The sequence below is a fragment of the Prosthecobacter sp. genome, assembly GCF_044222565.1.
Classification (GTDB): domain Bacteria; phylum Verrucomicrobiota; class Verrucomicrobiia; order Verrucomicrobiales; family Verrucomicrobiaceae; genus Prosthecobacter.
Map to the genome: position 1 here is coordinate 283,829 of NZ_JBGANA010000002.1, position 14,507 is coordinate 298,335.

At 62.4% G+C, this 14,507-nt stretch carries 12 protein-coding genes; 3 read left to right on the forward strand and 9 right to left on the reverse strand.

Features of this window, described 5'->3' with window-relative positions:
• Nucleotides 1–34: 34 nt before the first annotated feature.
• Complete coding sequence (locus ACILSR_RS03315) at nt 35–514, forward strand: hypothetical protein (RefSeq protein WP_395748303.1); 480 nt, start codon at nt 35–37, stop codon at nt 512–514.
• Here the strand turns inward: ACILSR_RS03315 and ACILSR_RS03320 are convergent.
• Nucleotides 480–2,288 (reverse strand): exosortase/archaeosortase family protein, encoded by a 1,809-nt coding sequence (locus ACILSR_RS03320; protein WP_395748304.1) that lies wholly within the window; start codon nt 2,286–2,288, stop codon nt 480–482. The two genes, ACILSR_RS03315 and ACILSR_RS03320, sit on opposite strands and share 35 nt — an antisense overlap.
• An 80-nt stretch (nt 2,289–2,368) precedes the next feature.
• Here ACILSR_RS03320 and ACILSR_RS03325 point away from each other — a divergent pair, with 80 nt between their 5' ends.
• Both ACILSR_RS03325 and glgA read left to right on the forward strand, forming a co-directional pair.
• The gene (locus ACILSR_RS03325; protein ID WP_395748305.1) at nt 2,369–3,520 is read left to right on the forward strand and encodes a hypothetical protein; all 1,152 of its coding nucleotides are present in this window, start codon (nt 2,369–2,371) and stop codon (nt 3,518–3,520) included.
• Between the two features lie 51 nt (nt 3,521–3,571).
• The gene (gene glgA / locus ACILSR_RS03330) at nt 3,572–4,774 is read left to right on the forward strand and encodes a glycogen synthase (RefSeq protein ID WP_395748306.1); all 1,203 of its coding nucleotides are present in this window, start codon (nt 3,572–3,574) and stop codon (nt 4,772–4,774) included.
• A 3-nt stretch (nt 4,775–4,777) separates the two neighbouring features.
• Here glgA and ACILSR_RS03335 read toward each other — a convergent pair whose 3' ends face one another.
• The 8 genes from ACILSR_RS03335 to ACILSR_RS03370 all read right to left on the reverse strand — a co-directional run bounded on the left by ACILSR_RS03335 (nt 4,778) and on the right by ACILSR_RS03370 (nt 14,457).
• A complete protein-coding gene (locus tag ACILSR_RS03335) occupies nt 4,778–7,072 on the reverse strand; it encodes a PVC-type heme-binding CxxCH protein (protein WP_395748307.1) in 2,295 nt (764 codons plus the stop codon).
• A gap of 145 nt (nt 7,073–7,217) precedes the next feature.
• Nucleotides 7,218–8,855: a PQQ-binding-like beta-propeller repeat protein gene (locus tag ACILSR_RS03340; RefSeq protein ID WP_395748308.1), complete on the reverse strand. Its 1,638-nt coding sequence runs from the start codon at nt 8,853–8,855 to the stop codon at nt 7,218–7,220.
• Nucleotides 8,856–8,894: 39 nt separating this feature from the next.
• Complete coding sequence (locus ACILSR_RS03345) at nt 8,895–11,177, reverse strand: PQQ-binding-like beta-propeller repeat protein (protein WP_395748309.1); 2,283 nt, start codon at nt 11,175–11,177, stop codon at nt 8,895–8,897.
• Between the two features lie 303 nt (nt 11,178–11,480).
• A complete protein-coding gene (locus ACILSR_RS03350) occupies nt 11,481–12,056 on the reverse strand; it encodes a hypothetical protein (protein ID WP_395748310.1) in 576 nt (191 codons plus the stop codon).
• Nucleotides 12,057–12,070: 14 nt separating this feature from the next.
• Nucleotides 12,071–12,463, reverse strand: a complete 393-nt coding sequence (locus tag ACILSR_RS03355) for a hypothetical protein (RefSeq protein ID WP_395748311.1) — start codon at nt 12,461–12,463, stop codon at nt 12,071–12,073.
• Complete coding sequence (locus ACILSR_RS03360) at nt 12,460–13,047, reverse strand: DUF4303 domain-containing protein (RefSeq protein ID WP_395748312.1); 588 nt, start codon at nt 13,045–13,047, stop codon at nt 12,460–12,462. Before ACILSR_RS03360 ends, ACILSR_RS03355 begins: the two co-directional genes overlap by 4 nt.
• 49 nt (nt 13,048–13,096) lie before the next feature.
• Nucleotides 13,097–13,618: a hypothetical protein gene (locus ACILSR_RS03365; RefSeq protein WP_395748313.1), complete on the reverse strand. Its 522-nt coding sequence runs from the start codon at nt 13,616–13,618 to the stop codon at nt 13,097–13,099.
• Between the two features lie 89 nt (nt 13,619–13,707).
• A complete protein-coding gene (locus ACILSR_RS03370; protein WP_395748314.1) occupies nt 13,708–14,457 on the reverse strand; it encodes a glycosyltransferase family 2 protein in 750 nt (249 codons plus the stop codon).
• Nucleotides 14,458–14,507: the final 50 nt, after the last annotated feature.

Genomic DNA, 14,507 nt, shown 5'->3' on the forward strand with positions numbered 1-14,507 from the left:
TGATTAACCCCCGGAAACTCCCCCTAAGCCACCCATGACGACCTCGAAGCCCCAGCCCCACTCCGCGACCGGCACCCCAGCAGGCTCGCCGGTGAAACAGCTGTCCGTCTTTCTGCACAACCGCGTGGGCGCGCTCATGTCTTTGGTGAAGCTGCTCACGGAGCACCGCATCGAGGTGATGGGCCTGTCCTTGCAGGACACCACGGAGCTGGCGCTGGTGCGCCTCATCCCCAGCGATCCTGAAACCACGGAAATGCTCTTCATCGAGAAAGGCATCCCGCATGTGGTGTTTCCGGTGACCGTGGTGGAGCTGCGGGAGACGGAGCATTCGCTGGTGCACGCGCTTTCCGCCCTGCTCTCGGCGGAGATCAACATCGACTTTACCTATGCGCTGTTCGCGCGGCCGGGGCAGCACCCGGTGTTTGCGCTGCACCTGGACTCCCCGGAGGTGGGGGCGGAGGTGCTTTCCAATGCCGGGTTCAAGGTGCTGACGCAGGAAGATTTGAGCCGCTGAGCCACTGCTCACGGGTGAGCATGAAGGCGGGGGCCAGCTTGGCGATGAAAACGCGTCCGTCCTCCACGGCTCCCAGCTCAAGCATGGGATCTTCCTGGCCGACCTGCTGCTCCGGCAGCGGCACATAGATGGAGGCCATGGACCAGCGGTGCTGGATGTTGCGAAACACGGCGTCGTAGTAGGACAGGAAGATGTGCTCGTAGTGGTCCGCGCAGCTGACGCCGTCAGAGCCGATGTACCAGTAGAAATTAACCGCCCGCGTGCGGATGCGCACGCCTGGCCGGGGCTCCACATCGCGAAACACGCGCATCATCATGACATCGATGTCGCGGCCATCTTCGAGATGGATGGAGATGGGCATGCGGTCGCTCACGGTCCAGCCCTGGTTGGGCAGGCAGACCTCGGGACGGTGGAGGCTGCGCTTTTCAAAACCGCTCATGATCACCGTGGCCAGGATCTGCCTGCCGGTGGCGGAGGCATAACCGGTGCGCGCCAGCTTCACGCCTTCATCGAGAAGGTTTTTTTCATCGATGGTCATTTCAAGCTCCCGCCCCTGATACCCGTCCAGAGACAAAGGCAGCACAGGGTGTTTCGGGGCTTCTTCGCTGAGCTTGACGCCGGGGGCGGCCACGTGAAAGCCAATGTCTGTGCCGAGGCAGATGCCCAGGGTGAGCAGTGGCAGCAGTATGGCGGCCAGCAGATGGGCCTGCATGCGGCGCGGCTGCGGGATGGCAAAGGCATCTCCCGCGTCCGCGGACCTGCCCAGGCGCTGAAGATTGGCCTTCATCTCGCGCCCTTCAAACAGCCAGCAAATCCCAAACATGCCCGCCAGAGCGATGCCAAAGACGGCAAAGCCTGCCATCGTGTGGTAAAAGGTCATTTCCTGGTGATTTTCAAAGTGCCTGCCCACGGCCACTTCAGATCCCAGTTTCAATGTCCCCGCCACCAGCAGCAGCAGGCGCACGACATTGCCCGCCACGGCCAGCGGAACCGAGCAGGCAAACAGGATGAGCCGGGAGCGGGGCCGCTTGAGCGCCAGACTGCCGAGCAGCGCGGAGATCATCATGAGCGCAAAGAGCGAATTGATGCCGCTGCACTTGGCATCCACATCGAGGCTGAAGGCATCGCCGATCTGTTTTCCGGCGGATGGATCCGGGGCGGACTGCAGCGCGGAGCCTTCGCTCACCGCAGGGACAGCCAGGGTGTTCAGGATGGAGGCCGCCATGGAGGCCGTGTAGGGGCGCAGGGGAGAGGCCAGGGAATCCTCCAGCGGCTGCATGGGCCAGCTGAAGAGCAGGAAGAGCCAGGCGAAAAACAGGCTGCGCATCCAGTCCCTCCCCGCTACCAGCAGGATGAAGCCCGCCAGAACGCCTTGTACCGCCAGAAAGCCGGGATAACCGGTGGACGCCTTGTACCCCACCCAGTAGCAAAAGAGACCCAAGGCGAGAGGGATGATGCCCTGCCAGGTGCCCTTCAGGGGCAGTCTGAACAGCTCTGCACGCCGCAGCCAGACCAGCCAGCCCACCAGAGGAGGGACCACAAAGCAGAACCACCAGTCCGAATGCCGGAGCACCCAGCGTGCCCAGCCGATGAGGATGCTCTCCCGTTTGCCATAGTCCCACTGCTGGTAGGGCCAGAGCAGAAAGAGCAGGGCCAGCACCACGGGCAGGCTCCAGACGGCCACCTGCCGCAGGGCCCCGGGCTGCTGCAAAGAGTGCATCCGGGCTGGCGCAAATGTGGACAAGTGGGTGCTCTGGGAGGATTCTGTTGCCATGACTAGGATTGACTGACAAAGGCTGGCCTTGTTTGTTGATTCTGGCAACCCTCATCGCGTAACGTCACTGACGCTTGTTCATGTCTAACCTGATTTCCCCCAACACTCCTCCCGCGGACCACGAAGACGAAGAAGAGGAGGGCCTGCTCTTTGCGCGGTGCAAGACGCCGGCGGAAGAATCCGACGGGGGCGGGAAAAAAGACGAGGCCGACACAAAGAAAGTGTCGAAACAAAACGCGGAGAACGGTATAACCGGAAAAGTGGCCAGCCATGATCACCCACAGTCCGAGGAAATGGCCTCCAATCAGCCAGATCCGCGAATCTCGCACCTGACCCGTTCCTACCTGGTCATTTCGCTCGGCGTGTCGCTCGTCGTCGGCCTGCTGCTCTGCCTGGCGGGGAGGTCGTTTTACCTGAGCAAAATTGAGCCCAGACTCTCCGGAGGCGGAGGCTCCTCCGCCGCGGCGGGAGGTGCCACGGAAAGTGCGCTCCGGGAGCAGCTTGCCCAGTCAGCAGAGCAGATCACGGCGCTGCAGAAGCAGGTGGACGTCATGCGCAGGGAGCAGCTGCTCACCCAGCAGAACACGCGCGAGTCGCTGGAAAAAATCTCCACGGCGCTGAAGAATCCCCAGCTCGCACCAGCGCCTGTGGCCTCCTCATCGGACCAGGCGGGGACATCACGCATCGCCGAGATGAAAATGGAGGTCTCGCCGACACAGCAGGAGTTTATCCAGCTCAAGGAGCGCAACCGCCTCACGCAGTATGCGGATGAAGCCATCGCCACCGGCGAGCGCAGGCCGCTGGAACTGCTGGTGGAGTACATGCGCGACCCGCAGCTGGAGCACCTGCATGCGGCGGCGCAGGCCGAGTTCATGCGCGCCCTGCGTGCCATCCAGCTGCTGCAGCGGGAAGATCCGGGCTATCGCCTGCCGGTGGCCGAAATGTTCAAGGACAGCAGCATCCGCGATGAGGCGGATGTGAAGCCCGAGGTGCTGCTGAAGCTGCTGGCAGACTACAAGCAGCCCTGGGAGGTGCGCCTGCGGGTCTGCTTCCTGCTGCTGGGCAGCCCCCTGCCGGAAACCAACGCGCAGCTCATCAAGTCCATCAAGGAAGATCCCTCGCTCGACGTGGCCAAGCACGCACAGCTGGCGCTGGAACAGCGTGTGAAAAAACGCTTCCGTATTTTTGACATTCCCGCTATCGAGGAGTGGTTCAAATCGCAGGAGAAGTGATACTGCAACTGCCCTGATCTTTCCTCTCCGCCCCGCCCGCATTCGTCTCTCATGAAAGCCCTTTTCCTTACCAACGAATTCCCACCTCACATCTACGGGGGCGCCGGCGTCCACGTCGAATACCTCACCCGCGAGCTCGCGAAGCTGATGGAGGTGGATGTGCGCTGTTTCGGCGACCAGCAAAGCCACGTGGGAAACCTCAAGGTCCAGGGCTTCGGTCTGGACACCACCGGCTGGGACAGTCCGCTCAATCTGAAGTCTGTCTTTGGCGCGCTGCAGCGCTGCCTGGACTTCAACACCAGCGGCATCGATGCCAGCCTCGTCCACCTGCACACGTGGTATGCGCATTTCGGCGGCATTTTAGCGAAGCTGAACTACGGCGTGCCCATGGTGCTGACCGTGCACTCGCTGGAGCCGCTGCGCCCCTGGAAGCGCGAGCAGCTCGGCCATGGCTATGACTTCACGGTCTGGCTGGAAAGCACCGCGCTGAAAATGGCGGACGCCATCATCGCCGTCTCCGAAGGAACGAAGGCAGATCTGCTCCAGCACTTCGACCTCGACCCGCACAAGATTCACGTGATTTACAACGGCATCGACCTCGCCGAGTACCGCCGCACCGAAGCTCCGGACGTGCTGCGCAAGCATGGCATCGACCCCGACAAGCCCTATGTGCTCTTCGTGGGCCGCATCGCCCGGCAGAAAGGCATCGTGCATCTGGTGCGCGCCATTCAGCACCTGGACCCGGGTTTCCAGGTGGTGCTGTGTGCGGGAGCGCCTGACACTGTGGAGATCAAGGAGGAGATGGAGGCCGCCGTCGCCGAGGCGAGCAAGGTCCGTCCGGGAGTGATCTGGGTGCAGGCCATGGTGCCGCTGCAGGAAAAGATCGCGCTGTATTCGCATGCGGATGTGTTCTGCTGCCCGTCCATCTATGAGCCCTTTGGCATCATCAATCTGGAAGCCATGGCCTGCGAGACGGCGGTGGTGGCCAGCGCTGTGGGTGGCATCAAGGAAGTCGTGGTCGATGGCGAGACGGGCATCCTCGTGCCGCTGGAGCAGCAGACTGAAAGTCCGTTCGAAGCTCTGCATCCGGAAAGATTCGCCCGCGACCTCGCCGCCGGCATCAACAAGCTCATGGCCGACCCCACGCTGCGCAACCGCATGGCCCAGGCCGGCCGCCAGCGCGCGGAGGATCACTTCAGCTGGAAGAGCATCGCACGCAAAACGCTGGCGCTGTACAAGACGCTGGCGGGATAGGGATCACGGTGCTGAGCGCAGGAAGGCGATGATGCTGGCGACCTGCTCCGGCTTCAGCGCATCGCCGAGCCCTGCGGGCATGAGAGAAACATTGCGCAGAGTACGGATCTCCGCGCGTTTGCGCAGGACGGTGCGCTCCGCACCGCCTGGCAGCCGCAGAGTCACGCTGGTGGGCGAGTCTGATGCGGCGATGCCGAGGAGCGTCTCTCCGCGCTGCGTTTTGACGTGCAGGGTTTCATAGCCCGGGCGGGCGGCCTCGCTGGGGAAGAGCACATCCCGCAGAATGACCTCAGGCGCACGCTGAAACTCCGCATCCAGGTCCGGCCCTACGCTGACGCCGATGCCGTGGGATTTGTGACAGGAACCGCAGATGCTTTGAAACAGCACGCGGCCTTCTTCGAGATTCGGTTTCTGTTTCAGTGCAGCCAGCACGGCGGGCACGCGCTTTTCCCATGCGGCGTTTTGTTCGGCGCTGGGGGCGGCGGGCATGGGAGGCTCCGCCTGCTGTGGCAGCGGCTTGGTTTCTTCCAGGCCCAGGCGGAGGATTTCACCTGCTTTGTCCGAAGTGACGACCGCGAGGCAGCCGGAGATCTCCTGCGCATTTCCACGGCTGGCGATGATGCCGGCCAGGTTGGTCATCACCGGCTGACTTTGGCCGGGCTCTGTGGCCAAAGCCAGCAGCAGGTCTTTTTCCAAATGATGGGCGGAGCTGGCGATGGCGGCATCCATCCATTTGAGCTGCCCATGATTCCGTGCCAGTGCCAGGAGCGCCTCTTTGTCTGCGCCAGCGCTGAGCGCCAGTTGCAACGCGAGGCTGGGCTCCAGGTCCTTGCTGAAGCAGAGCGTGCGCGTTGCGGCATCGAGCGGTTGGTCATCCGCGCTGCGCAGCTTCAGCACAAGAGCTTCGCTGGAGGTTGGCTGCGGTGTGTCGTAGGGCTGCTTCGCCTCAAGGATCCAAATGCGGCCGCGATCGTGGCCGTTGATCACGCCATACTGCTGCTGAAGGTGGCGCGGGATGGCGGAGTAGTCCTCGATGATCTCGCGGTAGAAATCGCAGATGGCCATGCCGCCCTGCGGCGTGCGAGCGAGGCTCATGGGGTGAAACCAGGAATCCCGCGAGGCAAGGAATTCGCTGTGCTCCTCGCCTTTCTCGCGCTCCAGCCGCATTCGTGTGCCGTCACGCACGATGTTGGCGCGGTGGATGAGATTTTGCGCGGGCTCGCACACGAAGTACTGGCCGCGCCAGACCAGCGGACCGCAGGCGGAGGTGAAGTAGCCGGAAGCAGCGGCATCGCTGAGGCTGATCTTGCGGTAGAAGGCAAAGTACTCTGCATGCTGCTCGCGCTTGGTGCGCCAGGGGTGCGGTTTGGAGATGGGATAGACGCGCGTGTCATCGCTTGCAGGGGCATCCAGCAGAGGAGCCGCTGCGTCTGGATTGCGCGTGAGGTAGCGCCACGGGATGGGCGTGACGTAGAGTCCGGGATGCGTGGTGGTGCAGACAAAGCGCTCGCCGCCGGGCGTGAAGGCCATGCCCATCGTCTTGGTGCTGCCGCTCACGGGTTCGATGGCGCTGCCATCCGCACGGATGCGGAAGTCCGTGGCAGGCAGCGTCACGGGCTGCGCCAGATGCGGCCCTGTGATCTGGCCTCCCGCCCAGCCGCGCCCAAAATAGTACCAGCCATCCGGCCCGAGCGTGGGGGCATTGATGCCGCGCTCCAGATTGCCCGTGCCAAAGCCGGTGAAGAGCTTCTCATTCACGTCCGCCTTGTCGTCGCCATCGCTGTCCTTCAGAAAGACAATGTGCGGTGCACATGCCACGAGGAGTCCTCCATTCGCCGTAGCGATACCATAACATGGTGGCAGGCGGTCCGCCCACACAATGGCTTTGTCCATCACGCCGTCGCCGTCCGTGTCTCGCAGCAGCTTCACGGTGCCGTAGGTTTCGGCCTCGGCCTTCTTCTTTGCGGCCTCGCTCGCCTGGATGCGGCGAACTTCGAGATCGAGCTGCCCCGACTTGTTGAGTTCTTCGATGTCGTACTGTCCTTCGACATTGTAGCCGTGAAGTTCGCACACAAAGCAGCGCCCCTTGTCATCCCAGCAGATGCCGGAGGGCTCGCGGATCAGCGGCTCGCTGGCCAGCAGGCGGATCCGATAACCGGCAGGAACTTGGAAAAGCTTCGCGCTTTCTGCGGGAGAGAGCGGCTGCGGGGCATCATCCGGTTTGGGGATCTCTCCATGCACAGCGGCGGCGGAGAGAAGCGCCAGCGCTGATGAGCGAAGGCTGGCGGAATGAATCAAGCAGGAAAGGCGGGGCCGCATCAGGAGATTACGTGCTCCGCTTCGGCAATCTTGAAATGCTCAGCGCTACTTGGGCCGATCGGTGAGCATGAAAAAAGGCGGACCGTTTCCGGTCCGCCTTTCGCGTTGAAACTAGACTGTGCTGTTACTTCGCAGCTTCGGGCGTCTTGGACCCTTCCTTGAAGCAGTAGAGGTGGGTGTGGGTGGTGACGTAGAGCGCGCCGTTGGCGGCCACCACGCTGCTCAGCAGGGGGGAGGGGAATTCGATAGTGCCGAGTTCCTTGAGTTCCTTGCCTTCGGCGAGGATGAAGAGCTCGCCTTCTTCGTTGCCGATCCAGACTTTGCCGTCGGCGACGAGGGGGCTGGCCCAGATGTGGCCTTTGGTGTCGAACTTCCAGTATTCCTTGCCGGTCTTGGCATCGAGACAGAAGACGCGTCCGGTGTAGTCGGCGGCATAGACGAGGCCGTCCTTCACTGCAGGGGTGGAGATGGTGCGCTCGATGCCCTTGAAGGTCCACAAGGCTTTGCCGGTGATGTCACCACTGCCTTTGGGGTCGATGCAGCTCAGGCAGCCGACGCCTTCGCCGTGCTCAGGGTCCTGGCCGATGTTCACATACACCAGGCCGTCAGCGACGGTGGGGGTGGCGATGATTTCGCTGGGGCCGTCGTATTCAACGTACTTGATGGGCTCGCCAGCGGAGTTTTTGCGATACTCGGGCGGGTTGGCGTCGTAGCGCCAGAACTCGTTGAGGATGTCCAGGCCTTCGGCGTCCTTGTGGGTTTCAGGGGCCATGGAGTACACCCAGCCGTCGCCGGCGGCGAAGATGATCTGCTTCTTGCCGTTCACCTCGATAGAGTTCGGCGAGGACCAGGAGCAGTGCAGCACGCGCTCGGAGGCGACGTGATCCATTTCACCCAGCAGGGTGCCGTTTTCGGCATCGAGCATGATGAAGCTGGGGGAGTTAGGGGCGGGGATGTTGGTGTGGGTCCAGTCCACGCCGTTGCAGGTGGGGACGAAGACCTTGCCGTCGATCACCAGCGGGTAGCCAGCGGTGGCATTGTGCTGGAAGACGCCGAGTTCTTTGTACATGTCATAGACCCAGAGGATGTCCGCGTCCGTGTCGCCAGGGGTGAGGGGGGCGGTGGGCTTGCCGTCTTTGTCGAGAGGGGCCATGAAGGCGCCTTCGTCCTGCATGCCCTGGTTGCCGTTGGACATGCCTTTGACGTCGAGGCAGACGATCTGGCAGCGGTTGCTGGGCACGTAGGCCTTGTCTCCGATGATGGTGGGGCTGGCGCAGATGCCGAGGTATTCCCAGTCGTTGACCTTGCCGCTTCCCATCTTGGGGGAAACCATCTGCCATTTGAACTGGCCGGTGTATTCGTCAAACACCATCATGATGCCGCGGTCGCCGATGCTCTTGGGATCACGGGGGGACTCGTTGTTGGTGCCGACATAGACCTGGCCGTTGGCGATCATGGGCGTGCCGTAGGTCTGGGAGCCGAGCTTGGCCACCCAGAGGCAGTTCTTGGTGGTGCTCATGTCGATGTCCTCAGCGCCGGGGGCCTTGTTGGCGTCCTGGGCATTGGGGCGGAGGCGGCCGGCGGCTTTCGGTGCGGCCTTGGGGCCGTATTTCTTGCCGGGGTTGAAGTCAGTGGGCAGTCCTTTTTCGTCAGACACCATGTTGCGGGTGTTGCCGCCACCCCACTGGGAGTAGTCGGCGGCGTTCAGGGCTGCTGTGGCAGCCAGAGCCGCAGCGAGGATGGGTGTGAGTTTCGTTCTCATGTATGACGTTGAAAGCAGTTGGGTTAGGAGGGCGGCGGATCAGTTTGGGGTGACGCTGAGGTTGTCCAGATAAACGCGCTTCTGGTTCATCGGGGTGAGGGCGAAAATGCCCGGGGAACCGTTTTTGTGGGCGCGGGGCACTTTCACTTCGATGGTCCAGGCGGAGGGTTCGGGCTGGGCCTTGTCCCAGATCTTGGCCATGACGACACCGCTGCCGTCCTTGGCCACGTCCACCTTGGTCTTCAGGGTGTACCAGGTGTTGGCCACCACCTTGAAGGGCACTTCCTGCTTGAGGCGCTCGGGGTTGGAGCTGATTTCCAGCTTGCCGGCATTGCCACGGACGCAGATGAGGTAACGCTGGTTGATGAGGCCGATGTCGGACTTGGAGCGGGCGCTGCCGTCCGTCATCACGTCTGCCTGCATGGAGTAGTTGGAGAGATTGGAAGGGGCCACGAAAACGGTGGCGCGCTGGAAGAGCAGGCGGTCGAACGTCTTGGCGAAGACCTTGTTGCCTGGAGCACCGACGATCTCGCGCACGTCGAATTTGAAGCGTGCGCCAATCCAGGGAAGGGGAGGATAGGCGAACATGATCTTCTCGGTGGGCTGCTCGTCTTTGAGATCGTATTCGTCGAAGTTTTCCACCAGCGGCAGGTTGCGCAGGGCGCGGCCGCGGATGGTGCCAAAGGTGCCGTCCGGAGCGGTGGCCTTGAAGGCGCCGGCGCTGGACTTGGCATCCGCAGCGACCACGAGCTCGCCTGCGTCGTTGAACTTGCCGTCCATGGTGGCTTTCACCTTGGCGGTCGGGGGGATGAAGCTTTCCCACTTCACGCCTTTGACATCAGGGCTGACGACGAAGCCGTTGGCGTCCAAGCTGCGAACGCGGAAGCTCTGCTTGTTGCCGGTCATGATGACGGTTTCGGCGGGAATGATCTGCAGGGCCACGGCCTTGCCGGCCTTTGGCATTTCCGCCTTCGGAGCGGCGTCCACCTTGATGCCTTTGTTCGGGATGGGGAAGGCGTGGAAGCCTTCCGTGGTGGTCACATAGAGGGTGCCGTCGCACACCGTGGGTGAGCCGAGGCAGTTGCCTTCCAGCTTGATTTCCTGCACCACTTCGCCGGACTTTTTGCCGGGCTTCACGACCACCAGCTTGCCATCAAGCATCGGGCAGTAGAGCAGGCCGTCCACATACAGCGGGGAGGAGTGCAGGTTGGCATTGCTCAGCTTCATCTTCCAGATGTCCACGCCGGTGTTGGCGTCGATGGCGTAGAGTTCTGCGCCGTCGGTGAGCTGGTAGATCACATCTCCCACGAGCACCGGGGAGCTGCTGGTGGCGCCGATGGGATTGCGCCAGACTTCGACGCCTGGCTCCAGGGTGGTGGCTTCCAAAGCGGGAGGCACGGGGGCGGCCAGTTTTTCGGGCAGCTTGATGCAGACCATGCGGCCCTTCTCGGAGGTGTCCACGTTTTCATCTCCGTGGATGGCGATGAGGTTGCCCTTGTGCAGTACCACGGAGGCGTTCACTCCGTTTTTGCAGATGGGCATTTTCCAGTAAGGCTTGCCGTTGTGCGTGTTGACGCAGACGACATTGCCGCAGCCGGTGGCGAAGTAGGCCACGCGCTTGCCGTCGCGGGTTTCCAGCACGGGGGTGGAGAAGGAGCTGTCCACGGGCGGGCTGACGCCGGGGAGGGACCACCACGCAAGCTCGCCGGTCTTTTTGTCAAAGCCGTACACGCGGTCCGCGGCGGGGCCGTCGGCGCCCCAGTTGGAGAAGATGAAGTGGATGATGACGAACTCGCCTTCGATGACCGGGCTGCCCACGCGGGAGTTCGGGAAGGTCATGCGGCCATACTCTTCCATGAGCGGAATTTCGAAGACCTTGGTGCCGTCGAGTTCATAGCAGACGAAGTTGCCGGCGTTGCTGGTGAGGTAGATGCGCTTCGTTTCAGGATCGACCGTAGGAGCGCCGATGGAGTAGCGGTTGTAGATGGAGTCGCTGAGGTAGTCGGGGATTTCGTGCTGCCAGAGGATCTTGCCGGTCTTGGCGTCCATGCAGGTGAGGAGCTCGATGAGGTCGGAGGTTTCTCCTTTGTACCCCCAGAGGATGACCTTGCCGTCCACCACCACGGGGGTGCCGCGGCTGCGGATGGGGGCGCTCCAGGCGGGCTTGTCTGCAAGTTTTCCTGCCTTGGTGTAGTGCTCCAGGCTCACGCCGTTTTGGAGCGGGCCGCGCCAGCTGGTCCAGTCATTCGCTTGAGAGAGTCCAGTCAGGGCCAGAGTGGCGGCCAGCAAGGAGCCGTAAGAGGTGCGAGGGCGGTTGTGCATGGAGTGAAGGATGGGAACGAAACATCGTGAGCACGCGCCGCGCTTCAATGCGATTTTCAAACCTTTCGCAAGGGAGGCGGAGCATGCTGATTCGGGGGGATGAGGCGAACGCGGCAGCCCGGAGGCATCTTGCAATCTTACGTCTGCAAACTCCGTGCGTGTGGAGAATGATATTTGCCAACGTGGGCAAATGGCAGGGGCCTTTCGCAGGGGAAACAGGCGGCGCATAGGAAGCTTCCGCCACCCAGATGTTCGGACCCCGCGACAGGGACTGAAGGCAAATCCGCCACACTGGAAGACCCCTCAGCGGGCAAGCTGGAGCTGCACGTAGAAGTCAGCGCTCTCCGCGTCCAGCTCCTGCCCGGGTGCAAAGGCTGGCTGTGAGCCGGGCTGGAGCAGTTCGAGTTCAGGCGCTGCCAGATGAAAAGGGAAGGCCCCCTGTGGGTAAGGCCCTTGGGCATCTGGGAGGGAGTCGTAGCGCCGGCGCAGGTCCGCCAGCAGGCGGTGAAAAGCGGCGTCTGCCAGCAGGCTTTTGCCTTCGGCCAGCCGGTCGGTGAGAAAGTGTTTCCGCTTCTCCTTCAGCAGCGGGGTGTCCGCGAGGAACCAGTCTGCCGACTCGTCCGCCTCCACCGTGCAGCCCAGCGCCCTGGCGGTGATGTGGTCGTAGTAGATGTCCAGCAGGCCGCTGATTTCGAGCGTCTGCTTCCACCCGGACTGGAGGTACAGCAGGCGCTCAAAGCGCAGCGCCTCATGCATGAGCAAATAGGCCGAGTAGAGATTGATGGTGCCTGCCTTGAGTCGGTCGGTGACATACCAGGTGATGTGGCTGGCGTTGATGCCGGGATGGGCCTCGAGTGTGGGGGGTGGTTTGGCTGGCATGATGAGCGTGGTGATCAAACGTTCTGGGGAAGCTCGATGAAGGGAAAGGTCTCGCGGAAATCTGCCAGCACCTGCGGGTGCGCTGCAAGTGCGGCGAGAGCCTGGGCGCGGTCTGTCTCCGCCTCATAGGGGGTCACACCCCGGAGATGGGCGATCCCCACCAGCGCGGTCTTTTCCTCGTCCGAAAGATCGCCGCTGGTGACGAAGCCGATGACATCGAAGATCTTGAACAGCGGCCCTTCGAAGGTGCAAAGGTCCACGATGTAGAGAGGGCTGGGATCCACCGCCAGCAGCACATTTCCCGCCCAGGTTTGCAGTTCCTCGATGGAAACAGCCTGCTCAAAAAGGCACGACACGACAAAGCCGAGCGTGCTGGAATCCTCTTTCGTGAGCGCGTGCGGATTCATGGGGGGCGGAGTTCAGGTGTCCCGGGAGGAATCCAGTGGAGGTACATGGAGGCCGTCTCCGGCGGATTCAGCGCCGTGACCCACGGGTCCGTGAGCGAAGCAGGCAGGTTTCCGACGAGGAGCAGGACGAGACTGCCGCGAGGCATGGCGGAGCTGAACACTCCCTCGGCCTCGGCGCGCTGGAAGCCCTTGAGCATCGCGGCAAAAAGCAGGTCCACATCGCCGTCAAAGCTGTCGTCTTCCATCATCTGGTCGAAGTTCCTGCTGAGGAGTTCGTTCGCTTCCTGGAAGGCCCCTTCGTCCACGTTCGGAAAGAAGCCCCAGTCGCCGTAGGACCAGCGCAGGCTGGAGCGCGTGGTGGTGCCGCCGTACTTCGGATCCACCTTGGTCTGGTAGCGGGTCACGGCTGCCGTCAGCGCCTCCTCGGAATTGGCCACAGGGTTGAGAAACTGAAGGCTGTCATCGGTGAACAGGGCAAAGGCATAGAGTGTCTGCCCCTGGCTGGCGGAGAGCAAAGTGGCGAAGGCCTTGCGGAGGCTCTGGTAAATCAGCTCTTCAAATTGATCTGGCGGGATGCGGCTCATGCGGGTCGTGATTGCGGAGATGAGGGAAGGGGAACGTGGGATCAGGTCTCTACCTGCGGGGGTAAGACTCATGGATGATGCGGCGGAGCAGGTCGCCGCCGGGTTCTTCGGCCAGCTCCTCCCAGATGTCGGAGACGTAGCTTGCAAACAAGGTCTCCAGTGCTGGGATTTCCACGGGCGCTCCCCGGTGCCTTAGCGTGCCGCCGAAGACGGGCTGCACCCGCTGCAGCATCGCCAGAAACTCGGGGATGAGCGTCTTGGGGAGAGAGGCAAAGAGGTAGTCGAAGACGAGCACGTCGCACTCAGGGGCCGACCCGTCATCATCTTCATCGTCGTCCTCCAGGTAGGTGGTTTTTTCGACGCCAGCGGACACGAAGCTTACGGTGGTGATCGAGTCCGGCTGGTGGCTCTGACGTGCGTCTTTTCGCGGCAGGCTGCACACATCCTCGCACAGTTCGAATCCCTGCGCTTGCAGAGTGCGTGCGGCTTGCCTCACCGGCACGGGCTGCGGGAGGTGCAGCTCCACGCGCTCGGATTCATGAAGCTTGGAGTAGTCGATGCCCTGGCTCATCGTGGCGGTTTAGAGAAATAAAGGCATCAGAATACCGGATGCCTTGAGTGCTCTGCAAGCCGGAGGTTGCCAGACCGCGCAGAAGGAGATCAGAGCTCCGTTGCCTTGGACGGATTCAGCGGGGCTGCCGCGGGCATGGCGGCTGCCTGCCTGCGCCAGCGGAGCATGAGCTTGATGAACTTGATGGTGTCCTGCACCGGGCGGATTTTCGTTTTTTCCGCGCCGTAGATGGTGCTCACAGGCACGCTCTGGATGGTGAATCCGGCGCGGCTGGCCAGGAGGAGCATTTCCGTCTCAAAATCAAAGTGGTCGCTGCTGCCCATGATGTACGTCACAAGGGAGGAGCGGATGAGGCGGAAGCCGCACTGGGTGTCCGGGATGCGGACGCCGCAGGCATTGCTGATGATGCGGGACATCAGGCTGTTCACAAAACGGCGCACGATGGGCATGCCCTTGACGTTTTCAAAGCGGTTGCCAACGACCACGTAGGCGCTGCCATTGCGGGCCAGGGCGGTGAAACGGGCGACCTCCTCCGGCGCATGCTGGCCGTCGCCGTCCAGCAGCATGATGTAGTCGTAGCCGCGCTCGGCCAGGGTCTTCATGCCGGTCTTCATGGCGGAGCCCTTGCCCTGATTGACGGTGTGGACGATCACCTCGGCCCCGGCCTTGCGCGCGAGAGCGGCCGTGTCGTCCGGAGAGCCATCGTCCACCACCAGCACCAGATCCACCTGCGGGAGGGTGCGGCCCACGACATCGGCAATGGCGGCAGCCTCACGATACGCCGGAATAAGAGCGGCGATCTTGCACGAGGTGGGAGCGGTCTGGCTGGGAGCCTGCATGTAATATAGGGGGAACGCCAAGCTTCCACGGTTTCCCGGTCGATGTCCAA